This is a genomic window from Rhizobium mongolense subsp. loessense (genome assembly GCF_900099775.1).
In the GTDB taxonomy this organism is placed as follows: domain Bacteria; phylum Pseudomonadota; class Alphaproteobacteria; order Rhizobiales; family Rhizobiaceae; genus Rhizobium; species Rhizobium loessense.
In genome coordinates this window covers 46,143-69,964 of sequence record NZ_FMTM01000001.1, presented here as the reverse complement: position 1 = coordinate 69,964, position 23,822 = coordinate 46,143, and the positions used below count along the sequence as shown (strand labels likewise).

Sequence of the window (23,822 nt, the reverse complement as noted above, 5' to 3'; positions counted from 1 at the left end):
TGATGGCTAAGCAGGACGAACTGGTATTTCTGCCTTTGGGCGGTGTCGGCGAGATCGGCATGAATCTCGCGCTATACGGCTACGGCCCGGCAGATCACCGCCAGTGGATCATGGTCGATTGCGGAGTCACCTTCCCGGGTCCGGATCTTCCGGGCGTCGATCTGGTGCTGCCCGACATCCGCTTTCTCGCTGCCGAGCGCAAGAACCTCAAGGCGATCATCATCACGCATGCGCATGAGGATCACTACGGTGCACTGGCCGATCTCTGGCCGGGCCTGAATGTTCCCGTTTACGGCTCGCCCTTCACCGCTGGCCTGCTGGAAGCCAAGCGCAATTTCGACAAGGATGCGATCGGCGAAGTGCCGGTGACGATCTTCAAGGCAGGCGATACGATCAATGCCGGTCCCTTCAGCATTGAAGGCGTGGCTGTCAATCACTCGATCCCCGAGCCGATGTCGCTGATGATCCGCACGCCGCTCGGCAATGTGATCCATACCGGCGACTGGAAGATCGACCATGAGCCGTCGCTCGGACCGCTCACCGACGAGACTCGCTTCCGCCAGCTCGGCGACGAGGGCGTGTTGGCGTTGATGTGTGACTCCACCAATGCGCTTCGCGACGGCGTTTCGCCGTCCGAAAAGGATGTTTCGGAAAGCTTGAGCAGGATCATCGAGAATGCCGAGGGCCGCGTGGCGGTCACCAGTTTCTCCTCGAATGTCGGCCGTATCCGCACCATTGCCGAGGCCGCTGAAGCCGCAGGCCGCGAAGTATTGCTGCTCGGAAGCTCGCTGAAGCGCGTCGTCGATGTCTCCCGCGAGATCGGGCTGATGGAAGGCGTCAAACCCTTCATCTCAGAGGACGAATACGGCTATATCCCGCGCGACAAGGTCGTGGTCATCCTGACCGGCAGCCAGGGCGAGCCGCGCGCGGCGCTTGCCAAGCTGTCGCGAGACGAGATGCGCAACGTCGCACTCGCCGCCGGCGATATCGTCGTCTTCTCCTCCCGCGCCATCCCCGGCAACGAGAAGGCGATCCAGGATATCAAGAACGGCCTCACCGAGCAGGGCGTGCACGTCATCACCGACAACGAAGCGCTGGTTCACGTCTCCGGCCATCCGCGCCGCAACGAGCTGCAGAAGATGTACGAGCTGACACGCCCGAAGATCGTCGTGCCCGTGCACGGCGAGGCGACGCATCTGACAGCTCACAAGGAACTGGCGGAGCAATCCGGTATCGGCATCGTGCCGCGCGTGCGCAACGGCGATATACTGCGCCTTGCGCCCGGTCCGGTCGAGGTCATCGACGAGGCGCCGCACGGACGTATCTACAAGGACGGCATGCTCATCGGCGATTTCGACGAGATGGGTATCGGCGAGCGCAAGAAGCTCTCCTATGTCGGCCATGTCGCGGTCAGCCTCGTGATCGACAGCCGTTACGACATCGTCGGCGATCCCGATCTCGTGGCGATCGGCCTACCGGTCTATGACGACGAGGGCGACGAGATGGAGGACACGCTCTTCGACGCCGTCGTTGGCGCTATCGAGAGCATCCCTCGCGCCCGCCGCAAGGACCTTGACATGATGCAGGAAGCGGTGCGCCGCGCGGTCCGCGCTGCAGCAAACCAGACCTGGGGCAAGAAGCCGATAGTCACGGCGTTCATCACAAGGGTCTGATCGATGCTCGGCCGCGTCAACCACATCGCCATAGCCGTCCCCGACCTTGCCGCAGCAACGGCGGGCTACCGCGATACGCTGGGTGCCAGGGTGTCGCAGCCGCAACCTTTACCTGAACATGGCGTCACCGTCGTCTTTGTCGAGTTGGCGAACACCAAGATCGAACTGTTGGAGCCGCTCGGCGAAAATTCGCCGATCACTGCCTTCCTCGAAAAGAACCCTTCCGGCGGCATGCATCACATCTGCTACGAGGTTTTGGACATCGTTGCGGCGCGCGATCAACTCGCGAAATCGGGCGCGAGGGTGCTTGGCAGCGGCGAGCCGAAAACCGGGGCCCATGGAAAGCCGGTGCTCTTCCTGCATCCGAAGGACTTCTTTGGCACCTTGATCGAGCTGGAGCAGGTCTGAGGTAGGCTGCGGCAGAGTGACCTGACTGCGGAAAGGGTCCGGATTGGGATTTGAGCTATCCACCATTCCGCTCTATAAGCGCGTCAATGTTTGCAACGGCGTCTTGGGACACAGACATGCTGCAGGTTTTTCTACAGGGCTTTGCCGTCTACTTCGTCGTCTGGTGGATCACGCTTTTTGCCGTGCTGCCGATCGGGCTCCGCACGCAGGCGGAGGACAATGATGTGGTTCTCGGCACCGTTCCGAGCGCGCCGACGCGTTTTCGGGCGCTCTTCACATTCTCACTGACGACCATCGTTTCGGCGGTCGTCTATGGCGCCTGGTATGTCTCCTCGACCTATTTCGGCTGGGGTTTCGACGCCCTCCCGCAGATCGGCCCGAACTTTCGGTGAAATGGAGCTTTTGCTCAATCTTTGAGCATATGCAATCTTGCCCGAAAGCCGGAGCTGACATACGGGCGTCATAGAAATGACGCAGAGAACTCACGCTACGGCATGACGTCTTGCCGTTAGGCAAGACGTCGGCCTTTTCCGCGTCGAGTTAGGCTGGAAAAACCAAAAAAAAACAAGGCTGAAAGCCTTGTTTTAATTATCGCGTGATCTGTAACCGTTGCCGGGGCTGCGACGAGCGCGCCTAAGATCTGATCCTCCCAAGACTTGACCGCGAATTCGACAGGAATTTAATCTCCCTGCCTGTTTTGTGAGCTAAAGCTAGCTCAAAGATTAAGCTTTGTCATCAGCTTTTTTTGCATTTTTGCTACACTTGAGAAAAAAATACCTGTTGACAAGATTTTGATGCAAACCGTTAGAAACGCCCGCTTTTTTTCGCATAGGCTTTTTTCAGCCGCAAACTTGCGTCTACGATAGGCTGCTCGCGCGTCACGCGGGTTTCTTTCCGGCCGCGAAGCGGTTATGAACGCTCCCGATATCAACGATTGCCGTCGATTCCGCATGAGAGCGGAATCCCAACTGCTCTGGAATCCGTCATGCGTCTGTCCCGCTATTTCATGCCCATCCTCAAGGAAAACCCCAAGGAGGCGGAAATCGTCTCTCACCGGCTGATGCTGCGCGCCGGCATGATCCGCCAGCAGTCGCAGGGCATTTATTCCTGGCTGCCGCTCGGCAAGCGCGTTCTCGACAAGGTGAACTCCATTATTCGCGAAGAGCAGAATCGTAGCGGCGCGATCGAGCTTTCCATGCCGACGCTGCAGTCCGCCGAGCTGTGGCAGGAGAGCGGGCGCTACGACGCTTATGGCAAGGAGATGCTGCGTATCAAGGACCGCCAGGACCGGCCGATGCTCTATGGACCGACGAATGAGGAGATGGTGACGGATATCTTCCGTTCCTACGTCAAGTCGTACAAGAACCTGCCGCTGAACCTCTATCACATCCAGCTGAAGTTCCGCGACGAGATCCGTCCGCGTTTCGGCACCATGCGCTCGCGCGAGTTCATGATGAAGGATGCCTATTCCTTCGATCTGACGCGTGAAGGCGCCGAGCACTCTTACAAGAAGATGTTCACGGCATACCTGCGCACCTTCGACCGTTTGGGGCTGCGCGCCATTCCGATGCGCGCCGACACCGGTCCCATCGGGGGCGATCTCAGCCATGAATTCATCATTCTCGCGGAGACCGGCGAATCCGAAGTTTACAGCCACAAGGATTTCGTCAATTTCGACATCCCGCCGGCCGATACCGATTTCGACGATGCGGCCGGCCTGAATGCGATTTTCGACAAGTGGACCTCTGTCTATGCAGCCACCTCGGAGATGCACGACGAAGCAGCATTCAGCGCCATCCCCGATACCGAGCGTCTTTCGGCGCGCGGTATCGAAGTCGGCCACATCTTTTATTTCGGCACGAAATATTCCGAGCCGATGGGCGCCAAGGTGCAGGGGCCAGATGGCAAGGAACACACAGTTCACATGGGTTCCTACGGCATCGGGCCGACACGCCTTGTTCCCGCCATCATCGAAGCATCGCATGACGACAACGGAATCATCTGGCCGGCTTCTGTTGCGCCGTTCGATGCGATCGTGATCAACATGAAGGCGGGCGATGTCGCTTGCGATGCAGCTTGCGAGAAGATCTACGCGGCGCTTTCGAAGGCAGACAAGGAGGTTCTCTATGATGATACCGATGATCGCGCCGGAACGAAATTCGCCACCGCCGACCTGATCGGCATACCGGTACAGATCATCGCCGGCCCGCGCGCGGTCGCGAACGGCGAAGTGGAACTCAAGGACCGCAAGACCGGTGCCCGCGAAACGATGACGATCGACGCGGCGATCAACAAGCTCTTGGCGTAAGGCCGAACGGAGGCGAAATGGCAGACGCGGCGGTGGACCAGCGGGGTTCAAAATCCGGCTTCGGTCCGGCGGGCAGGCCATTTTCCGCCTTCGAACGCCTTGTGGCGTGGCGTTATCTGCGCGCCCGCCGCAAGGAAGCCTTCATCTCGGTCATCGCCGGCTTTTCCTTCGTTGGCATCATGCTGGGCGTCGCGACGCTGATCATCGTCATGGCGGTCATGAACGGTTTCCGCACCGAGCTGATCTCGCGCATTCTCGGCATCAACGGCCATATGATCGTGCAGCCGGTGGACGGTCCTTTTACCGACTATGCGGCATTGACCGACAAGTTCGCGGCGGTGCCCGGCATCAGGATGGCGCTGCCGTTGGTCGAGGGCCAGACGCTGGCGTCGGGCCAGGCGGGTGCGGGAACCGGCGCCCTGGTGCGCGGCATCCGCGCCGATGACCTGACCAAGCTCAAGACGGTTTCCGACAATATCAAGTCGGGAGACCTCGTCGGATTCGCTTCGGGGCAGGGCGTTCTTGTCGGTTCGCGCATGGCAGAGCAGCTCGGTCTGCAGGCAGGCGACACCATTACGCTGATTTCACCAGAAGGCGACGTGACGCCGATGGGCATCAATCCGCGGGTCAAATCCTACACGGTCTCCGGCATCTTCGAGATCGGCATGTCGGAATATGACGCGGCGATCATCTATATGCCGCTTGAAGAGGCGCAGCTCTATTTCAATGCCGAGGGACTCGTTCAGTCGATCGAGCTCTTCGCCAACAATCCCGACGATATCGACAATCTCCGCCCCAAGGTGGAGGAAGCGGCAGGCCGTCAGATCGCCATCACCGATTGGCGCCAGCGCAACCAGACCTTCTTCTCCGCCCTGCAGGTCGAGCGCAATGTGATGTTCATGATCCTGACGCTGATCGTTCTGGTCGCGGCGCTGAACATCATCTCCGGCCTGATCATGCTGGTGAAAGACAAGGGCAGCGATATCGCGATCCTGCGCACCATGGGCGCGACGTCCGGCGCCATCATGCGCATCTTCTTCATGACCGGTGCTGCGATCGGCATCGTCGGCACTATTGCCGGCGTGTTGCTCGGCGTCGTCGTCTGCATCAACATCGAATCGATCCGCCAGTTCTTCTCCTGGGTCACGGGCACCGTGCTCTTCAATCCGCAACTCTATTTCCTGAGCCAGCTGCCGGCCGAGATGAGTCTCGGCGAGACGGTGTCTGTCGTCGTTATGGCGCTGGCGCTCTCCTTTCTCGCGACCATTTTCCCAGCCTGGCGTGCCTCGCGGCTCGATCCGGTGCAGGCGCTCCGCTACGAATAAGGAATGCTGATTTCAATGAAACGGAACGTCGTTCTCAAGCTTTCCGGCGTCGAGCGTCACTATGGCCAGGGCGATACCGTGCTCACCATTCTCAAGGGCGCAGATTTTACCCTCCACAGCGGCGAGATCGTCGCGCTGGTCGCTCCTTCGGGTACCGGCAAATCGACGCTGCTGCATGTCGCGGGCCTGCTGGAGCATCCGGACAACGGCGAAGTCATCGTCAACGGTCAAGTCTGCGAAGGGCTGACCGACGACAAGCGCACGGCGATCCGTCGCAGCGAGATTGGCTTCGTTTACCAGTTCCACCATCTCCTCCCGGAGTTTTCGGCCCTCGAAAACATCATGATGCCGCAGATGATTGCCGGCCTGCCGCGAAAGGAGGCCGGCGAACGCGCAAAGCAGCTGCTCGACTACATGCGCATCGGGCACCGCGCCAGCCATCGTCCCGGCGAGCTTTCGGGCGGCGAGCAGCAGCGGGTCGCGATTGCGCGCGCGGTTGCCAATGCGCCGACCGTGCTTCTCGCCGACGAGCCGACCGGGAACCTCGATCCCGAGACCGCGAGCTACGTGTTCGATGCGCTGGAGGCGCTCGTGCGCCAGTCCGGTCTTGCAGCGCTGATCGCCACTCATAACCACGAACTCGCCGGCCGCATGGACCGTCGCGTGACCATCAGCGACGGTAAGGTTGTCGAATTCTGATTAGGGGCGGATGAGGCCGCCTCGGTAGTCCAGCTCGTAGGCTCTCCGTTCCGCAACGATGATCATTTCCCGTCCGCTGAAGTGATCGCAATCGCCGGTGCTGTGGTCGGCATAAAAGCCGAATGCATGCTCGAATTCCATGCCGCCCAGGAAGCGACTGTATTCGGCATACATCGTCGAAAGCGCGGCCTTGATGACGGCGCCTGCCTTCTCCCCATCGATCAGCGTCGGCTCGACAATGCGGCCGAAATAGTTCATCACCCAGACGGGCTCGCCGCCCAGCCACACGACTTCCTGTCCGGCGAAATCCGTTCCGCCGAAATAGCTGTCAAGATAGCGCCATTTTCCACGCTCGTAGCCGATGTCGTGAGACCCGCTGCGGCAGGCGTCTAGCTTCTTACCGCCGCCGACATAGGTATTTGCCTTCGCTTCGACGATGAAGCCGTTCAATGCAGCAAGATTCATGGCTCTCGGTCTCCCGCGCCGAAGCTCGCCCAAAAACGCTTGCGTGTAAAGAACAAAATGAGAACTGGCGACTATTGGCCGCAGATCGATCGACCGGTTTCGTCGCTCCACTGCTCGATGGTGATCACGCGAGGCGCGGCTTTCACGTCCTTTCCGTTCTTCTGCAACTTGCCGGTCATCGCATTGTAGTCACATGAACCGCCGGCATTGGGATCGAGCGTGTCGTAGTGATTGTAGGTGTAGCCCGCGACAACGAATTGCTTGTTGCGGTAGGCAAGCGTCAGCGTCAGGTCCCAGCGCTCGCGGCCGATCGCGCTGTTTTGGGCATGGACGGCAATGGAGGATTTGCCGGCAGCCTTGATGGTGGGCTCTTGGCCGAAGGCGCCGTCCGCATCCGTGCTGCCCCAGATCTTGCTGGGCGCGCTCGCCGAAAGCCTGAGCAGTTCGTGGTCGGTGTCACGCAGATAGATATAGATGCCGATCTGCTCGTTTCTCTCAGCGTCGGCCGGCGCGACGAGGATGGCCAGATCCAGCTTTCCGTCGCCGTTCCAATCTCCCGTCGCGCCATCGACGATGGCGCCAGGGTCAATGTCCGCAGCCGACGTCGCCGTTGCGACGAGAATGGCGATCAATGCGATGACAGCCCTCATATAATCCTCCTCCGGTTCCGCCGTTAACTATGCGCAAATGATTCCTGTTGACAACAGAACAATAGCGGAACAAATTGGAAACATAACGAGTAAAGGAGAGCCCGATGACTGACATGATCCGTGATATCGCAGCATTCACCTCCATTGCAATGTTCGTTGCCAGCTTTTCGTTGATCCTCATGGCAATGTAATTTTTCAGGGGACCGCATCGCTTTCATGCGGTCCGCACAAGGGACTGCTTCTGGACATCGCTGTCATCAACACCGACAATGAAAACCGATTCATTCGGGCGATTGGAAGGGTATGAGATGGCGGATGCGGAGAGCGGCTTCGTCGGCGGTACGCCGGGTTTCGTGCATCTGCGTGTCCACTCGGCTTATTCACTGCTTGAAGGCGCGCTGCCGCTGAAGAAGATCCTTTACAAGGCATCGGGCGATGGCCAGCCGGCGATCGCCGTCACAGATACCAACAATCTGTTCGTCGCTCTCGAATTTTCGCAAAAGGCCATGGAAGAGGGGCTGCAGCCGATCATCGGCTGCCAGCTGTCCATCGATATGGACGGCCTGGAGACAGAAAGGCGCGGCGGTCAGCAGGCGCTGGCCAAGCTGCCCTCGATCGTCGTGCTTGCCGCGACCGCGGCAGGCTACGAACGGCTCGTCGATCTCGTCAGCCGCGCTTATCTCGGCGGCGAAGACAACCAGGCGGTCCATATCAGGGCATCCTGGCTGGAAGAGGCCGGAACCGAGGGGCTGATCGCGCTGACGGGTGCGCTTGGCGGTCCCATCGATATGGCACTGAAGCAGGGGCATGCCGCGCAGGCGCAAACCCGGCTGCTTGCCCTGAAGCGCCTCTTCCCAGACCGGCTCTATGTCGAATTGCAGCGCCACGGAACCTATGACAAGCGCCATGAGCAGAAGGTCGTGGGGCTTGCTTATGAGCACGATCTGCCGCTGGTGGCGACCAACGAGGCCTTCTTCCCGACGCGCGACGATTATGATGCCCATGATGCACTGATGGCCGTTGCCCATAACGCCATCGTCTCGGACGACAGCCGCTTCCGCTTGACGCCGGACCACTATTTGAAGAGCCGCGCGGAAATGGCGAAGCTCTTTGCCGATCTGCCGGAAGCGCTGCAAAACACGGTCGAGATCGCCCGCCGCTGCTCCTTCGTACTGAAGACCCGTAAGCCCATCCTGCCGCGCTTTACCGGCGCCACTGACGATCCCGAGGAGGCGGAACGCGCCGAAGCGCTGGAGCTCCGCCGGCAGGCGGAGGAGGGGCTCGACATGCGCCTTTCCACCCTCGGCATGTCGCCCGGCTATGAGGAGAAAGATTACCGCGAACGGCTGGAATTCGAACTCAGCGTCATCGAGCGCATGCGGTTTCCAGGCTACTTCCTGATCGTTGCGGACTTCATCAAATGGGCAAAGCAGCATGACATTCCAGTTGGCCCCGGCCGCGGTTCCGGTGCAGGCTCGCTCGTCGCCTATGCGCTGACGATCACCGACGTCGACCCTTTGCGCTTTTCGCTGCTCTTCGAACGCTTCCTCAATCCGGAACGCGTCTCGATGCCCGACTTCGACATCGACTTCTGCCAGGACCGCCGCGAAGAGGTGATCCGCTACGTGCAGCAGAAATACGGCCGCGAGCAGGTGGCGCAGATCATCACCTTTGGTTCGCTGCAGGCGCGCGCTGCCCTCCGCGATGTCGGCCGTGTGCTGGAAATGCCTTATGGCCAGGTCGACAAGATCTGCAAGCTGGTGCCGAACAATCCGGCCAATCCGACGCCGCTCTCCAAGGCGATCGAGGAGGAGCCGAAGCTTCAGGAGGAGGCAGCAAAGGAGCCCGTGGTGGCGCGCCTGCTCGATATCGCCCAGAAGATCGAGGGCCTTTACCGCCACGCCTCGACGCACGCCGCCGGCATCGTCATCGGCGACCGGCCGCTGTCGAAGCTGGTTCCGATGTACCGCGACCCGCGCTCCGATATGCCGGTCACCCAGTTCAACATGAAATGGGTCGAGCAGGCCGGCCTCGTAAAGTTCGACTTCCTCGGCCTGAAAACGCTGACGGTACTGAAAGTTGCGGTAGATTTCGTGGCCAAACGCGGCATCAAGGTGGACCTCGCCGCGATCCCGCTCGATGACAAGAAAACCTACGAGATGCTCTCTCGCGGCGAAACGGTGGGCGTCTTCCAGGTGGAAAGTGCCGGCATGCGTAAGGCGCTGATCGGCATGAAGCCGGACTGCATCGAGGATATCATCGCCCTCGTCGCCCTTTACCGCCCGGGCCCGATGGAAAACATCCCGACCTACAATGCCCGCAAGCATGGGGAAGAAGAAGTCGAGTCGATCCATCCGATGATCGATCACCTGCTCAAGGAGACACAGGGCGTCATCGTCTATCAGGAACAGGTGATGCAGATCGCCCAGGTCCTGTCCGGTTATTCGCTCGGCGAAGCCGATCTTCTGCGCCGCGCCATGGGCAAGAAGATCAAGGCGGAAATGGACCAGCAGCGCGAACGCTTCGTCGACGGTGCCATGAGAAACGGCGTGTCGAAGCCGCAAGCCGACAACATCTTCGAACTGCTGGCAAAGTTCGCAAACTACGGCTTCAACAAGTCGCACGCCGCCGCTTACGCGATCGTCTCTTATCAGACGGCCTACATGAAAGCGCATTACCCGGTCGAGTTCCTGGCCGCGTCGATGACGCTCGATATGTCGAACACCGATAAGGTCAACGATTTCCGGCAGGATGCTAAGCGCCTCGGCATCGAGGTCATCGCGCCCTCGGTTCAAAGCTCGTTCCGCCAATTTGAAACCGGCGACAACCGCATTTATTACGCATTGGCGGCGCTGAAGGGCGTCGGCGAAAATGCCGTCGATCACATTGTCGAGGTCCGCGGCGACAAGGCTTTTGCCAGCATCGAGGATTTCTGCCTGCGTATCGATCCGCGCCAGGTCAACCGACGCGTGCTGGAAAGCCTGATCTATGCCGGCGCCTTCGATTGCTTCGGCCAGGATCGCGCCCAGCTCGCAGCCGGTCTTGATCGCATTCTGGGCTATGCCCAGCGCGCGCAGGAAAATAAGCTGAGCGGCCAGTCGGATATCTTCGGCGGCGCGCTGTCGTCCGGGCCGGAGAAAATCGCGTTGCCGCCGTTTTCGCCCTGGCTCGCTTCGGAGCGGCTGCTCAAGGAGTTCCAGGTGCTGGGCTTCTACCTGACGGCGCACCCGCTGGACAGCTACAACAACATCCTGCAGAAGATGCGAGTCCAGACGTTTGCGGAATTCTCCGCCGCCGTGAAGCAGGGCGCAACCAATGCCCGACTTGCCGGGACTGTCATTTCGAAGCAGGAGCGCAAGACGCGCACCGGCAACAAGATGGGCATCATCGTATTTTCGGATTCGTCCGGACAGTTCGAAGCTGTGCTGTTCTCCGAAATGCTGAACCAGTATCGCGACGTGCTGGAACCCGGGAAGTCCTTTGTGCTAACCGCCACCGGCGAGGAGCGGCCGGAAGGCGTCGGTCTGCGCTTGCAGACGATCCAGTCGCTCGAGGAAAAGTCGCTGCAGATGCAGAAGTCGCTGCGCGTTTATGTCCGCGATTCCGGACCTCTGCGCGCCGTTGCGGCGCACCTGAACGCCAAGGGCGACGGCCTGGTTTCCTTCATCGTCATCAAGGAGGACGGCAAGCGCGAGGTCGAGGTCGAGCTGCCGCAAAAATACCGCATCACACCGGAAATTGCCGCCGCCTTGCGTGCCGCCCCCGGCATCGTCGATGTCGAGCTTGTCTAGGTCATGAACTGCCTGAACGAGAATCAGGTAACGCCCGTTCCTGAAGAAAGGCTTGGGTGATCTGCTCGGCTAGCCGTGCCATCTCGGCGCCGGGAACCTGCAGCACGCCATGCTCGGCCATGAGCGCATGGTACTGCTGCTCTTCGAGCGGCACGCCTGCGGGCAGAGGAACCACATGGAAATGGAGGTGGCTGTTGGCTTGCTGGCTGCCGAGTGAAAGAACGTAGATTCTTTCAGCCTCGAATGCTTTTTTCAGCGCCGAGACAAGAGGTGTACATGCCCTTGCAATCGCAGGTATTCTTCGGTCGAGAGATCCTGAGCCAAGTCCTCGCGGTGTTTCTTTGGTGAAACCAGACAGTATCCGGGCAGCGTTGGATACTTACTGAGAAAGATGATCGTTTCCTCATCCTCGAAAATGCGATGATGGAAGAACGCAGGATCTCCGCTCACCAGTCCGCAGATAAAACAGGGCCTAGTCGCTAAATCGCGCAGGTAGGCATCCAGATTGAACGGCTGGCGTTTGCTCATGGTGAACATCATCAGGACCATGCGCATAAATCAAGGTCTCTTGCGCTGCCCTTTAACTGCGAGCGAAGGTTGTTTTTAACGCCTTAGCTGCCTCTTGCGAGTGTCTCTGCTATCAATGAGTTGCGCGCCCGTGGGATTGGGTCAAGCAGATCTCATCAGGACCCAGCATCTTGCGTCGGTATAGCTCGGCCGTGCCGAGCGGATCGAAATCGACTCCCTCGATCGCGCAGCCCCACCCGGGATGACGAGATGCCCACCCTCGTTCGCGCCCGCAAGCCCGTGATGATCGAAGGCGATGATGCCGTTCGTCACCTCCATATGTCCTCTTGCAAAACCCTCTTTCGGAATGATCCGCTCAGCATGGAAACCGTCGAGCGGCGGACGCTGAAGGAAGACACTCTAGCGCGTAATTGTGATGAAATCCGTGCCGGCGCCGGTCTCTGGGCCGATGCCGGTGTCGGAAACCGTCAGCGTCGAGCCTGCCGCCAGCATGCCGCCGATCCGGCGACGTATTTCCTCGGATATCGTGATGCGGTCGAGCGCGTTGGCGATCGGCGTGCCAGCTACGATCGAACTCTCGTTGGCGACGATCCCGAGCCGCTTCATTGCCTGCCTGGAAAGATCGTTCCTAAGGGTCACGCCAAGCCAGTCGGCCTTGCCGTTTTTGACGTCGACGGTGTGCAGCGCGAAGAAATGCGTGCCAAGTGCCTGCCGTGGATTGTCGATCGTCAGCGGCGCCTCGAAGACCGGCATGAAATCCTGCCGCACCATGATGATGCCGTTCGGCGGCTGGCCTTTTCCTGCCGCCGCGTAAACTTCCCTAAGGAGAGTTTCGCTGACGAGCGCTTTGTCACCTTTGAATTGCGCCGGCCGCAGTGCCTTGAAGGTGTTGATGGCCTGAATGGTGGCCGTGCCGACAAGGCCGTCGGGTGTGCCCGTCGAGAAACCCAGCTGGTTGAGATAGGTCTGGATATCGATGACCGTCTCGCGCTCGGTGCGCCGGGTGATGAGAATGCGGATCGGATCGGTGGTTTCCGGTGCCGCGACCTGCGCGACAGGCGATGGCGCGGCGCTGTTCATCGCAAGCTGAACAGGCTCGCCGCGGTTTTCGCCGATCGCCGGGCGCAGTTCCGCATCCGAAAGCAGGAGTGGCGGTTCCGGCAGATCGGGACGGAAGAGATTTGGATGGGCAATGGGCTGGGGTGCCAGTTCGGCATCGCTGATGATGACCGGCACGCTGAGATCCGTCATCTTGTAGAGTTGCTTGGCAAAGGCGGCGGGCATGCGCACGCAGCCATGGGAGGCTGGATAGCGCGGCACGGAATTCGATTCATGAAGCGCGATGCCAGACCAGGTCAGTCGCTGCATCCAGGGCATCGGAGCTGCAGAATAGAGGTTGGACTCGTGGTATTTCTTCTTTTCGAGAACGGAAAAGATGCCGTTCGGCGTCGTGTGACCGGCCTTGCCGGTCGAGACTTTCGAGGTCGCGATCACCTCTGTGCCGTCATAGACGACAAGCGACTGCTTGTCCTTGGAAACAAAGATTTGCAGGGTACGGGCGTCCACTGCAAGGGCCGGGTGATTGACGAGTGCGGTCGCCGACAGCAAGCCGAGGCCGAAAACAAAACGCGAGAACATGTGAGCCAACCAATACGCAATACGTGTCCGGCATAATTACGGCACGATGCTTAAGGAAGGCTTGAGCATTCGTCGTTGGATTGGCGCTCACGCTTTGGTGATCTTTGGGCCGCACGGCCGTGACTTGCGATTGCCGGATTATCCGTCGCGTTTGCCGCTGCCGAACGTATAGCCGGTCTCCACGGTCTTCTTGCCGAATTTCTCGCGCAGCTTGTCCATCGCGGTTTCCGCCGCCGCGCGCCGCGTGGATTGCTGATCGATGAGGTCCGGCGGGTCGGCCCTCGCCGGGTCGCAAAGGTCGGTGACGCCGATGCCGATCAGGCGGAATTTCGTGCCGTCCGTTTCCTTCTGCAGAAGCTCGATGCCGGTCCGGAAAATCCTGTCGGCAAGCTGCGTCGGGTCTTCCAGCTTCCGGTTGCGCGTGCGGGACCTGAAGTCCGCCGTCTTCATCTTCAAAACGACGGTATTGCCGGCAATGCCGCTCTTCTTCAGCCGCCAGGAGACCTTCTCTGAGAGACTGCGCAGGATCGGCACCAGTTCGTCATAGCGTGAAATATCGTCGAAGAAGGTCGTCTCCGAGGAGACGCTCTTTGCCGGATCGTTGAGGTGAACCTCGCGGTCGTCGATGCCGCGCGAAAGGCGCGCAAGCCTCTGGCCGATACTGCCGTAGCGGCGCATCAGGTCCGTTTCCTCCATCGTCTGCAATTGCCCGATTGTGCGCACGCCGTCCGCTTCGAGCGTTGCGGCGAGAGCCTTGCCCACGCCCCAGATCGTCGTTACCGGGCGCGGCGCTAAAAACTCCACGGCTTCTTCGCGGCCGATGACGGAAAAGCCGCGCGGCTTCTGCAGGTCTGAGGCCACCTTGGCGAGGAACTTGCAGTAAGACAGCCCGACGGAAACCGTGATACCGATTTCCTTTTCCACTCGGCGGGCGAATTTCGCGAGCGTGCGGGCCGGCGGGTCATGGTGCAGGCGCTGGGTGCCGCCGAGTTCGAGGAATGCCTCATCGATCGAAAGCGGCTGCACAAGTGGCGTCAGCTCCTGCATCATGGTGCGGACCTCGCGTCCGACCTTGACGTACTTGTCCATATCGGGACGGATGACGACCGCCTGCGGGCATGCCTCCAGCGCCTTGAACATCGGCATGGCGGAGCGAACACCGTGGATGCGGGCGATGTAGCAGGCGGTGGACACGACGCCGCGCTTGCCGCCGCCGATGATGACCGGCTTGTCGGCGAGCTCCGGATTGTCGCGCTTTTCCACCGCCGCATAGAACGCGTCGCAATCAATATGTGCGAGGGTCAGATCATAGAGTTCCTTGTGCCGCACGAGGCGCGGACTGCCGCAAGCCATGCAGCGGCGTGCCTCGCCCTTCTGCTCGGCAAGGCAGTCGCGACAGAAGCCGGGTGTTGTCGTGTTAGGGGTGGGCGTCATCGGGGCGAGAACAAAGATTGAACATTGTGAGACTACGCCTTAAACTTCCGAGTCTCAAGAGACGGGAGAGGTTTGGCTTTGGATATCGATCTGCGTTTTGAGCCGGTGACGCCGGAGCGCTGGACAGATTTCGAGATGCTCTTCGGCCCGCGCGGTGCCTTCTGTGACTGCTGGTGCGTGGCTCTCAGATTGCCGTATGCAGTGCGCACCAAAATGCGGCCGGATGAGCGGAAAGAGTATATCAGAAACCGCATCGCCGCCGGTCCGCCGCCCGGCATTCTCGCCTATGCGGATGGCCAGCCGGTCGCCTGGGTGCAGGTGGGACCGCGCCAAGATGTTGCCCAATTCAACTCGCCGCGCACGGTTTCCCGGCCGCTGGAGGAGGGCGATGTGCTGGACCCGTCCATCTGGGCCGTGAGCTGTTTTTTTCTTTCGCCGCCACTACGTGGCAAAGGTCTCAGTCATCGCCTGCTGCAGGGCGCGATCGATCACGCGCGGCAAAACGGCGCGCGCTGTCTCGAAGGCTGTCCCATCGACCATACGAAGCAGTCGAAGTCGGTCACGCTCTGCATCGGCTCGACCGCAATCTTCGATGCGGCGGGCTTCGAGCCGGTGGCACGGCGAAAGGAGGGGCGGCCGCTCATGCGGTTGGATTTGCTGCAGTGAGGCTCCGGGCTGCGTCGGCTTCAGTGAAATGACTTCCGATCAGCGATGCAGCCTCGTTCCAGTCGTGAATCCGCTGAATGTCGTCCATAGCCGCAGGTGCGAAACGGTGAATTTCGGAGACCGGCATCAGATGCAGCAGAAGGCAGTTATCGACATGTTCGCGCACCGAATGAAGATTGACCGCCATGTCGTCGATGAAAGCGACGGGCAGGGAGCGCACGCCATGCAGCGCCTTGACGATCGGCCCTTTCGGCTGACGGGTCGCAAGCAGAGGGTAGGGGAGGTTGAAGCGGTCGAGCAACCGCCGCCGCTGATCCGCATAGACCGGCGGCATTGCGGTCAGGAAAACGATATCGGCCGTGGCGGAGAGCCTGCCGAGCGTCTCCGCGGCCAGCGAAAGCGGCAGCTGCCACTCCTCCTGGCGTTCGAAGAAGGTTTCGATCAGCCGGCTGACATGGATAACCTCGAGCGCAACCCCATCTTTAGAAACGATATTGCCATGGAGATGAAAGGAACGCGGCAAAAGCTCATGCCCTTCGCTGAGAAGAAACCGCTGAAAGGGATCGATGAACTGCAGCACGACGTCGTCGACGTCGCAGACGATCAGCGGCCGGTCGCCCAGCGGCACATGCGAGATGTCGAAAGTTCCGGTCTCCATTGCGCTCAGTATTCTCCCGAATCGAGGCCGGGAGAAGAGAAATGCCGCCAAACGGCAGCGAGCGTATCGGGCTTCGTGCCGGTCGCTTCGCAGAAGGCCACCGCCGTTGGCTCATGGTTCATCAGGAAATCCAGCATGCCGGCAAGGAAGCCAGGATCGTGGACGGCGTTGCGGACCTGGGCAGGCTCCACGCCCGTCAGCGCCAGAAAACGCGAGAACATGTCGGGTTCGTTCGCCAGCCAGCTGAGAACGGCAATCGCCGTTTCCTGGGGGTCTGCGGCTAATTGTTTGGAAGTCTTGAAGTTGCTTTGCATTTCGCCGGGTAAGTTACCTTTTCTTCAACCAAATACCGGTAGTTTACCACTATCGGTTTCCTGGATTCGTGCGCGCAGTCTTCTGTCACGGCGCGATCGGCTGCAGGGACGAGACGTAGGGACAAGCGTGCCATGCCCAAACAGGTGATGATTGTAGAAGATAACGAGCTCAACATGAAGCTCTTTCGCGACCTGATCGAGGCGTCCGGCTATACGACAATTCAGACCCGAAACGGGATGGAAGCGCTTGATCTTGCTCGAAAATACAAGCCGGACCTGATCCTTATGGATATCCAGCTTCCGGAGGTATCAGGCCTGGAGGTTACCAAATGGCTGAAGGAAGACGACGAACTGCATGTCATCCCGGTGATTGCGGTGACGGCCTTTGCAATGAAGGGCGACGAGGAGCGTATCCGTCAGGGCGGCTGCGAAGCCTATGTCTCCAAGCCCATCTCGGTTCCGAAGTTCATTGAAACGATCAAGACCTATCTCGGTGATGCCTAGCGCATCTGAAAGACGTTTATGACTGCGCGCATATTGGTGGTTGATGATATTCCGGCGAATGTGAAGCTGCTCGAAGCGCGGCTTCTCGCGGAATATTTCGACGTGCTGACGGCGGCGGACGGTTATCAGGCACTGGCGATCTGCGAGCGCAACCAGGTCGATCTCATCCTCCTCGATGTGATGATGCCAGGGCTTGACGGCTTCGAGGTCTGCACGCGTCTGAAGGCGAGCGCGAAGACCTCGCATATTCCCGTCGTGATGGTGACGGCGCTGGACCAGCCGGCTGACCGCGTGCGCGGCCTGAAGGCGGGCGCCGATGATTTCTTGACCAAGCCGGTCAACGACCTGCAGCTCATCTCCCGCGTGAAAAGCCTTCTGCGCCTGAAGACGCTGAGCGATGAACTGCGCATCCGCGCCGAAACGGCCGAGACGATGGGGATCGACGATCTGCTCCGTGCCGGGGAAGGGCGCCCGGAAGAAGCCGGACAGATTCTATTGGTCGACAGCCGCGCCAATTCGCAGGAGCGTATCGTCAAGGCGCTGAAGCCGATCGCCGATGTGACGGCCATTTCCGACCCGCAGGCAGCCCTGTTCGAAGCTGCCGAGAACGCTTTCGAACTCGTGATCGTCAACGCCAATTTCGACGATTACGATCCCCTGCGGCTCTGCTCGCAATTCCGTTCGCTGGAGCGTACCCGTTTTCTGCCGATCCTGATCATAACCGAGCAGGGCGCTGACGATATGGTCATCCGGGCGCTCGATCTCGGCGTCAACGACTACATCGTCCGTCCGGTCGACACGAACGAACTCGTCGCCCGTGGCCTGACCCAGATCCGCCGCAAGCGCTTCAACGACCGCCTGCGCGCCAGCGTCAAGCAGACCATCGAGCTTGCCGTCACCGATCCGCTGACGGGTCTCAACAACCGCCGTTACCTCGACAATCATCTCAAGGTTCTCTTCAACCGCTCGATGGCCCGGGGGCGTCCACTATCGGTGTTGATCACCGACATCGACCGCTTCAAGCAGGTGAACGACACGCACGGCCATGATGCCGGCGACGAGGTGCTCAAGGAATTTGCCAACCGCATCCGCTCGACCGTCCGCGGCGCCGATCTGGCCTGCCGCTATGGTGGCGAGGAGTTCGTCGTGGTGATGCCGGATACGTCGCCTGAGGTGGCTGCCGCGGTTGCCGAGCGTCTGCGGGCCTCCGTCGAAAGCATTCCTTTTGGGTTGAAATCGGCAGGGCAGGAGCTGAAAGTCACCGCCTCCTTCGGTATCTCTTCGCGCCTATCCTCGGTCATCACGCCGGACCAGCTTATGAAGCAGGCCGATCTTGCTCTTTATGAAGCAAAGAACACCGGCCGGAACCGCGTCGTTGCTGCTGCAGCCTGACTGCAATACTGTCTCAGGGCCGGTACAGGACATCGTTTTCCACCGGAAAACGCCGAATATTACAAATTTGTAATCGTGGCTTTGGCAAAGGACGCGCTTCTTTTGTGGAAAAGACCCGGAAATGGATCACTGCCTTCGGTGACCTTCTTAGGGTGCATCTGCTGCAGCGGGAAGAACAAAGGCGCTCTGTTAAAGAATACACGGATAGCGGCAAGCCGCTATGCGGGCAGTGCTATTTCCCGAACGGAAATGTTGCGACCTTACGTAACGTCAACATCCGGCAAAGTTACTGCTATGTGCCTATTGGTTTCTTTGCAAAGCTGGTTCATTTCCTGAGGGCCTAAGTCATTAGGCTGATCTCCACCTGCCCCAAAATTGGACTTTTAACCATAGGAGCAGGCAGGAATTTCTCATCATTAAGAATTTGTTGATTTTCTTTCGTTTATGCGCAAATTATTGGCTCATAAGAGAAAAGCACTCCCTGTTGAGGAGTCTGCATACCCCATGATGCTCAGGTCCGCCGCATCTCCTGGGTCGTGGGGTCCGGTCGGCTAGCTCGCAACTTTTCGCGGTTCCTCGTGCCGCCTTGCCTGCTGGCCGACCCCCTTTGCCGGAAAAACGCCGTCTTTCCTATCACGGAGAAAGACGGCGTTTTTGTTTCCGCTGACAGGGCAAAACACAATCCACGAATGAAAAAAGCGCGCAGCCAGACGGCGCGCGCTTTTTAAACAACCTGAGATCAAGAATTACTTGATCTTGGTTTCCTTGAACTCGACATGCTTCTTAGCGACCGGGTCATACTTGGTCTTCGTCATCTTGTCCGTCATCGTACGGCTGTTCTTCGTCGTGACGTAGAAGAAACCGGTGTCGGCCGTCGACAGCAGCTTTATCTTGATTGTAGTAGCCTTGGCCATGGTTGTCCTGCCTTTACGAAAATGAAAGCCGTGGAAAGCCGGATGGGCCCCACGGCAAATTCTGGCGCGAAACTACGAATCCGGCCCGAAAAGTCAAGCCCGCTTTCGCAGGAAAAGCAGCCTTATGCCCGCCAGCAAGGCATAAAGCCCGAAGAAACAGGCAATCGCATATGCAAAACCATTGTTTCCGGCAACGTCGATGGCAACCCCGATTGCCTGCGGGCCGGCAACGGTGCCGACGGCATAACAGAAGACGAAGGCGGCATTCGCCGCTGCAAGATCGGAACCTGTCAGCCGGGAACCGAGGTGGCTGAGGCCGACGGTGTAGAGGCCGGCAACGCAACCGCCCCAGAAAAGCAGGACCGCTGCCATCATGATCCAGCTGTGGGACAGTAGCGGAAGCATCAGCGAGCCGATAAGGCCCATGAAGGCCATGGCGGCAAGCAGCGGGCGCTTGTCGGATATCCGGTCGGAGAGCATTCCGACCGGAATTTGAAAGATCACATTGCCGATACCCATCACCGTCAGCAGCAGTGCCGCCTGCGATTCGGTGAAGTTCGCGCGGATTGCATAGATCGGGAACAGTGAAAGGCCGCCCGCCTCGACCGCGCCGAAAATGAAGACTGCGGCCGTTGCCGTCGGTACCAGGAAGACGTAGCGCATGAAGTGCAGCTCCGGCTTTTCTTCCAGGATCGGGCTTTCGTGTCGCGCGATAAAGATCGGAATGGCCGCAAGCAGGATCGCGGCTGCGCCAACAAGAAAGGGCAGTATTCCATCGCTGCCGAGAATCGAGAAGAGCAGGGGGCCTGCTGCGAAACCGAGCGATAGCACTGTCGCGTAGATGCCAAGCACGAAGCCTCGTTTCGTAGGCGGTGAGGCGGCATTGATCCAGAACTCGGACAGGATGAACAGTGTCGTCGTGGCGCCGTGGAATGCAAAGCGCAAAGGAAACCAAAGCCAGAAATTCTCGGCGTAGTAAAATCCGAGCGAGCTGAGCGCCGAAATCACCACCGCCCACAGCATTGTCGGGGCCACCCCGTATTTATGCGCGAGCTTTGTGGTGATCGGGGCAGCGGCCATGGCGGCGATGCCCGCCATGGCCGTATTCAGGCCGATGAGCGTTGAGGGGATACCGCGCTTTTCCAGGATGATGCTGAGAAGCGGAAGTCCGAGGCCGATCGCGATGCCGACAGCGGAAATCGACGAGACGGCGGCAACCAGCGACGGCCAATGGATTTCCTCGACATCGCCCGGTGTGCCGTTTCTCGGCTGAGACATGAATCCATCCTTGAATGACTGAAACGAATCGCCCGTTTTGTGGCACATAGAAAGGCACACTCGTGCCAAATCCAAGTGACGGGGTGTGCTTTACGGAAAGTCCGGTGCCGATGGCAATAGATCAAATAATCCAGCTCGTGTTCGCTCAGGACTGGCGTTGCAATCCTGCAGCGCCGGCGAGCGTTGCCCACTACACGCGAATTATGTCTGGACGGTGAAGGTGCAGGACTGCTTACGATGAGCGCCCGCGGCCGGGGATATCGTAGTCGTCGTGATCGTCGTTCTGGTCGCCGAAACCATGCAGGCGAAGCGCCCATTGCAGGCCGATCACGCCGCCCTTGATCGGCTGGATCGAGACGAGGGCGGTCAGAACGGTGATGGGAGCCCAGATCGCCAGCGTCAGCCAGAGCGGCAGCGGCCAGATCATGTCGGTCATCATGTAGCCGCCGACCACGACGTGGCCGAGAACGAGGATGACGAGATAGGGCGGCAGGTCATCGGAGCGGTGATGATGCATGGCCTCGCCGCAGGCGGCGCAATGGTCGACGGGCTTCAGATAAGCCCTGAAAAGCTTGCCGCTGCCGCAATGCGGACAACTGTTCAGCATGCCGCGCATGATGGAGCGGCCGAGCGGACGCTCGGACTTTTCTGCGTCCCCGTAGCGGACCGGTTGTTCGGTCGAGGCAGTGGTCATGATCTTTCCTTTTCGAGCGTCCCTACACGCATGGAGCGCCGGCAATCCGCCGCTGGCGGAGAAGGGACGCTCCTAACTTCAAATGCAGAGCATCCCCGAAAAGGATGCCCTATAGCCGCCCCCTTGGCGGCCTTGTCCCGGCCATCTTGCGGGCCTGCCGGTTGTCACGGCGGCCTGCCTTGTGGAACGAGCGCACTGCCGTCGGCATGTTGCGTCCTTCGCTTATCATCTCGAAGCGAAGCGCGCCGGCCAGTGGGATCGCTTCGGCTAGCTTCACGGTGACATCGTCTCCGAGACGGTACCCGAGCCCCGTCCTCTCACCCGACAGCGCTTGATGTGCCTCATCGTAGATGAAGTAGTCCGTGCCGAGCGTAGATATAGGTACGAAGCCGTCGGCTCCATAGTCAGGCAGGGCGACAAATAGTCCCGCTTTCGTGACGCCCGATACGCGCGCCTTGAACTCTTCCCCGACACGCGTGCTGAGATGATGGGCGACCAGCCGGTCGACCGTCTCGCGCTCTGCGGCCATTGCACGGCGCTCGAAGGTGGAGATTTCAGCGGCGATGTCGTCGAGCGCGGCTTCTTCCTCCGGTGTGATGCCGCCTTCGCCGAGACCGAGCGAGCCGACCAGCGCACGATGAACGATCAGGTCCGCATAGCGGCGGATCGGTGAGGTGAAATGCGCATATTTCATCAGGTTCAGCCCGAAATGGCCGATATTTTCCGGGCTGTAGATCGCCTGGCTCTGGGAGCGCAGGACCATCTCGTTGACCATCGTCTGATGCGGGGTGTTCTCGGCTTTTGCCAGGATGCCGTTGAAGCTGTTCGCCCGCACATTGCCGCCCTTGGCAAGCGAGATGCCGAGCGTTGCCAGAAATTCGCGCAGGATCTCCTGCTTGGCGAGCGTCGGGCCGTCGTGGATGCGATAGATCAGCACCTGACGTTTCTTCTCGAGCGTTTCGGCCGCGCAGACATTGGCCTGGATCATCATTTCTTCGATCAGCTTGTGCGCGTCGAGCCGCGGCGGCACGACGACGCGGTCCACCGTGCCGTCCGGTTTCAGCAGGATCTTGCGCTCGGGCATATCGAGTTCGAGCGGCTGGCGCCTGTCACGGCCGCGCCTTATCACTTCGTAGGCGTGCCAGAGCGGCTTCAGGATCGGTTCCAACATCGGCCCGGTCTTGTCGTCTGGCTTGCCGTCGATCGCCGCCTGCGCGTTGCTGTAAGAAAGCTTCGCCGCACTTTTCATCATGATGCGGTGGAACGTATGCCCGGCCTTCCGGCCTTCTTTCGAAAAGACCATACGCACGGCAAGCGCCGGTCGCTCGACGCCTTCTTTCAGCGAGCAGAGATCGTTGGAGATGCGCTCCGGCAGCATCGGCACGACGCGATCGGGGAAATAAACCGAATTGCCGCGCTTCAGTGCTTCGCGGTCGAGTGCCGAATTGGGTCTCACATAGTAGGAGACATCGGCGATCGCCACGGTGATGATCACGCCGCCCGGGTTGTCGGGGGAGGGATCCGGTTCGGCATAGACCGCGTCGTCGTGATCCTTCGCATCGGCGGGGTCGATGGTGATCAGCGGCACGTCGCGCCAATCCTCGCGATGCGACATTGTCGCTGGCCTGGCCGCATCGGCTTCGTCGATCACCGGCTGCGGGAAGACATGCGGAATTCCGTGCGCGTGGATCGCAATCATCGAGATCGCCTTTTCCGAGGCGACGGAACCGACGACCGACAGCACCTTTGCACGCGGCAGGCCGAAGCGTCCGAGACGCGCGATCTCGACTTCGACGAGGTCGCCGTCCTTGGCGTCGCCGGTATAGTCCGGATCGATCAGCATTTCTTCGCCACGCCGTTCGATCGGCAGCAGCCGTCCAGCGCCGCCGGGGGCGGTACGGAAAACACCCATGGTCGCGCCGCGGCGCTTGTCGATGATCTTTATGATGCGCGCGCTATAGGCCGGTCCGCCGCGGTCAGCGGCCGGGAAAATCTTCGCCACGACGCGGTCGCCCATTCCGGCAACGGGTGTCTTGCCTTTGCCCTGGCGGCCGGCAGGGGACGTCTGGCGGATCGCGACTGCAGGCGCAACGCCCTGATCCTCCGGCCATTCCGCCGGCCGGCCGATCAGTTCGCCGTCCTTGTCGCGTGTGGTAATGTCGAGAACGGTTACAGGCGGCAGTGCGCCCGGCCGGATCAGCGACTTCCGTGTCTTCTGCAGCATGCCTTCCTGTTCGAGGTCCCGCAGCATGTGCTTGAGTTCGACGCGGCTGTCGCCCTTGAGGCCGAAGGCCTTGGCGAGTTCGCGTTTGGACGCCTTTTGCGGATGTTCGGCGATGAAGCGCAAAATGACTTCGCGCGACGGCAATGCGCCGTGCACGATGTTCAGCGGTTCGACGGGAGTGGCATCGCGGCTCGCGCGGCCGATCTTCCCCGGGCGCTTGCCCATGGTCTTCGTTCTTTCGCGCGGATTCCTGCTCACT

The 23,822-nt window shown here is 60.0% G+C and carries 21 protein-coding genes and 1 pseudogene; 10 read left to right on the top strand and 12 right to left on the bottom strand.

All coding sequences use genetic code 11. The features are described 5' to 3' along the window. Positions 1-2: 2 nt before the first annotated feature. From BLP23_RS00340 to BLP23_RS00315, 6 genes are all read left to right on the top strand, one after another. Positions 3-1,673, top strand: a complete 1,671-nt coding sequence (locus BLP23_RS00340) for a ribonuclease J (RefSeq protein ID WP_092583070.1) — start codon at positions 3-5, stop codon at positions 1,671-1,673. 3 nt (positions 1,674-1,676) lie between these two features. Then, positions 1,677-2,081: a methylmalonyl-CoA epimerase gene (gene mce, locus BLP23_RS00335; RefSeq protein WP_092583069.1), complete on the top strand. Its 405-nt coding sequence runs from the start codon at positions 1,677-1,679 to the stop codon at positions 2,079-2,081. 116 nt (positions 2,082-2,197) lie between these two features. Next, positions 2,198-2,473 (top strand): DUF1467 family protein, encoded by a 276-nt coding sequence (locus tag BLP23_RS00330; protein WP_092584199.1) that lies wholly within the window; start codon positions 2,198-2,200, stop codon positions 2,471-2,473. Positions 2,474-3,066: 593 nt separating this feature from the next. Then, positions 3,067-4,389, top strand: coding sequence for a proline--tRNA ligase (proS, locus tag BLP23_RS00325; protein ID WP_092583068.1), 1,323 nt, complete (start codon positions 3,067-3,069; stop codon positions 4,387-4,389). A 17-nt stretch (positions 4,390-4,406) separates the two neighbouring features. Then, on the top strand, positions 4,407-5,714 hold the full coding sequence (locus BLP23_RS00320; protein WP_092583067.1) for a lipoprotein-releasing ABC transporter permease subunit: 1,308 nt from the start codon (positions 4,407-4,409) through the stop codon (positions 5,712-5,714). Positions 5,715-5,729: 15 nt separating this feature from the next. Next, the gene (locus BLP23_RS00315) at positions 5,730-6,413 is read left to right on the top strand and encodes an ABC transporter ATP-binding protein (RefSeq protein ID WP_092584198.1); all 684 of its coding nucleotides are present in this window, start codon (positions 5,730-5,732) and stop codon (positions 6,411-6,413) included. Here the strand turns inward: BLP23_RS00315 and BLP23_RS00310 are convergent, their stop codons facing one another. Then, on the bottom strand, positions 6,414-6,878 hold the full coding sequence (locus BLP23_RS00310; protein ID WP_092583066.1) for a DUF5680 domain-containing protein: 465 nt from the start codon (positions 6,876-6,878) through the stop codon (positions 6,414-6,416). A 71-nt stretch (positions 6,879-6,949) separates the two neighbouring features. Next, entirely contained in the window at positions 6,950-7,528 is a 579-nt protein-coding gene (locus BLP23_RS00305; RefSeq protein ID WP_092583065.1) for a hypothetical protein, read from the bottom strand. 308 nt (positions 7,529-7,836) lie between these two features. On the opposite strand from BLP23_RS00305, the gene dnaE reads away from it, so the two are divergent. Then, complete coding sequence (gene dnaE, locus BLP23_RS00300; RefSeq protein ID WP_092583064.1) at positions 7,837-11,319, top strand: DNA polymerase III subunit alpha; 3,483 nt, start codon at positions 7,837-7,839, stop codon at positions 11,317-11,319. 1 nt (position 11,320) lies between these two features. Here the strand turns inward: dnaE and BLP23_RS00295 are convergent. From BLP23_RS00295 to BLP23_RS00285, 4 genes and pseudogenes are all read right to left on the bottom strand, one after another. Further along, positions 11,321-11,847, bottom strand: a pseudogene (locus tag BLP23_RS00295) (HIT family protein). Positions 11,848-11,988: 141 nt separating this feature from the next. Further along, positions 11,989-12,165 carry a hypothetical protein gene (locus BLP23_RS33515; protein ID WP_167363810.1) on the bottom strand — a complete coding sequence of 59 codons (177 nt, stop codon included), beginning with the start codon at positions 12,163-12,165 and terminating at the stop codon, positions 11,989-11,991. Between the two features lie 81 nt (positions 12,166-12,246). Continuing rightward, positions 12,247-13,485 carry a L,D-transpeptidase family protein gene (locus BLP23_RS00290; RefSeq protein ID WP_092583063.1) on the bottom strand — a complete coding sequence of 413 codons (1,239 nt, stop codon included), beginning with the start codon at positions 13,483-13,485 and terminating at the stop codon, positions 12,247-12,249. Between the two features lie 138 nt (positions 13,486-13,623). After that, positions 13,624-14,919, bottom strand: coding sequence for a DNA polymerase IV (locus BLP23_RS00285; protein WP_092583062.1), 1,296 nt, complete (start codon positions 14,917-14,919; stop codon positions 13,624-13,626). A gap of 78 nt (positions 14,920-14,997) precedes the next feature. On the opposite strand from BLP23_RS00285, the gene BLP23_RS00280 reads away from it, so the two are divergent. Then, positions 14,998-15,585 (top strand): GNAT family N-acetyltransferase, encoded by a 588-nt coding sequence (locus BLP23_RS00280; RefSeq protein ID WP_092583061.1) that lies wholly within the window; start codon positions 14,998-15,000, stop codon positions 15,583-15,585. Here BLP23_RS00280 and BLP23_RS00275 read toward each other — a convergent pair. Together BLP23_RS00275 and BLP23_RS00270 are read right to left on the bottom strand one after the other, a co-directional pair. Further along, positions 15,560-16,243 (bottom strand): hypothetical protein, encoded by a 684-nt coding sequence (locus tag BLP23_RS00275; protein ID WP_092583060.1) that lies wholly within the window; start codon positions 16,241-16,243, stop codon positions 15,560-15,562. The two genes, BLP23_RS00280 and BLP23_RS00275, sit on opposite strands and share 26 nt — an antisense overlap. Positions 16,244-16,248: 5 nt before the next feature. Next, positions 16,249-16,557 carry a DUF3572 domain-containing protein gene (locus BLP23_RS00270; protein ID WP_092583059.1) on the bottom strand — a complete coding sequence of 103 codons (309 nt, stop codon included), beginning with the start codon at positions 16,555-16,557 and terminating at the stop codon, positions 16,249-16,251. Between the two features lie 132 nt (positions 16,558-16,689). Between BLP23_RS00270 and BLP23_RS00265 the strand changes: the two genes are divergently transcribed. After that, positions 16,690-17,061, top strand: coding sequence for a response regulator (locus BLP23_RS00265; protein WP_022714852.1), 372 nt, complete (start codon positions 16,690-16,692; stop codon positions 17,059-17,061). Between the two features lie 18 nt (positions 17,062-17,079). Next, the gene (locus BLP23_RS00260) at positions 17,080-18,453 is read left to right on the top strand and encodes a PleD family two-component system response regulator (RefSeq protein ID WP_092583058.1); all 1,374 of its coding nucleotides are present in this window, start codon (positions 17,080-17,082) and stop codon (positions 18,451-18,453) included. Between the two features lie 746 nt (positions 18,454-19,199). Here BLP23_RS00260 and rpmG read toward each other — a convergent pair. The 4 genes from rpmG to rnr form a co-directional block, all read right to left on the bottom strand. Continuing rightward, positions 19,200-19,367: a 50S ribosomal protein L33 gene (rpmG, locus tag BLP23_RS00255; protein ID WP_003547442.1), complete on the bottom strand. Its 168-nt coding sequence runs from the start codon at positions 19,365-19,367 to the stop codon at positions 19,200-19,202. 93 nt (positions 19,368-19,460) lie between these two features. Further along, positions 19,461-20,645, bottom strand: coding sequence for an MFS transporter (locus tag BLP23_RS00250; RefSeq protein ID WP_092584197.1), 1,185 nt, complete (start codon positions 20,643-20,645; stop codon positions 19,461-19,463). 232 nt (positions 20,646-20,877) lie between these two features. Then, positions 20,878-21,339 (bottom strand): DUF983 domain-containing protein, encoded by a 462-nt coding sequence (locus BLP23_RS00245; RefSeq protein WP_092583057.1) that lies wholly within the window; start codon positions 21,337-21,339, stop codon positions 20,878-20,880. A gap of 109 nt (positions 21,340-21,448) precedes the next feature. Next, positions 21,449-23,821, bottom strand: coding sequence for a ribonuclease R (rnr, locus tag BLP23_RS00240; protein ID WP_092583056.1), 2,373 nt, complete (start codon positions 23,819-23,821; stop codon positions 21,449-21,451). Between the last annotated feature and the right edge of the window lies 1 nt (position 23,822).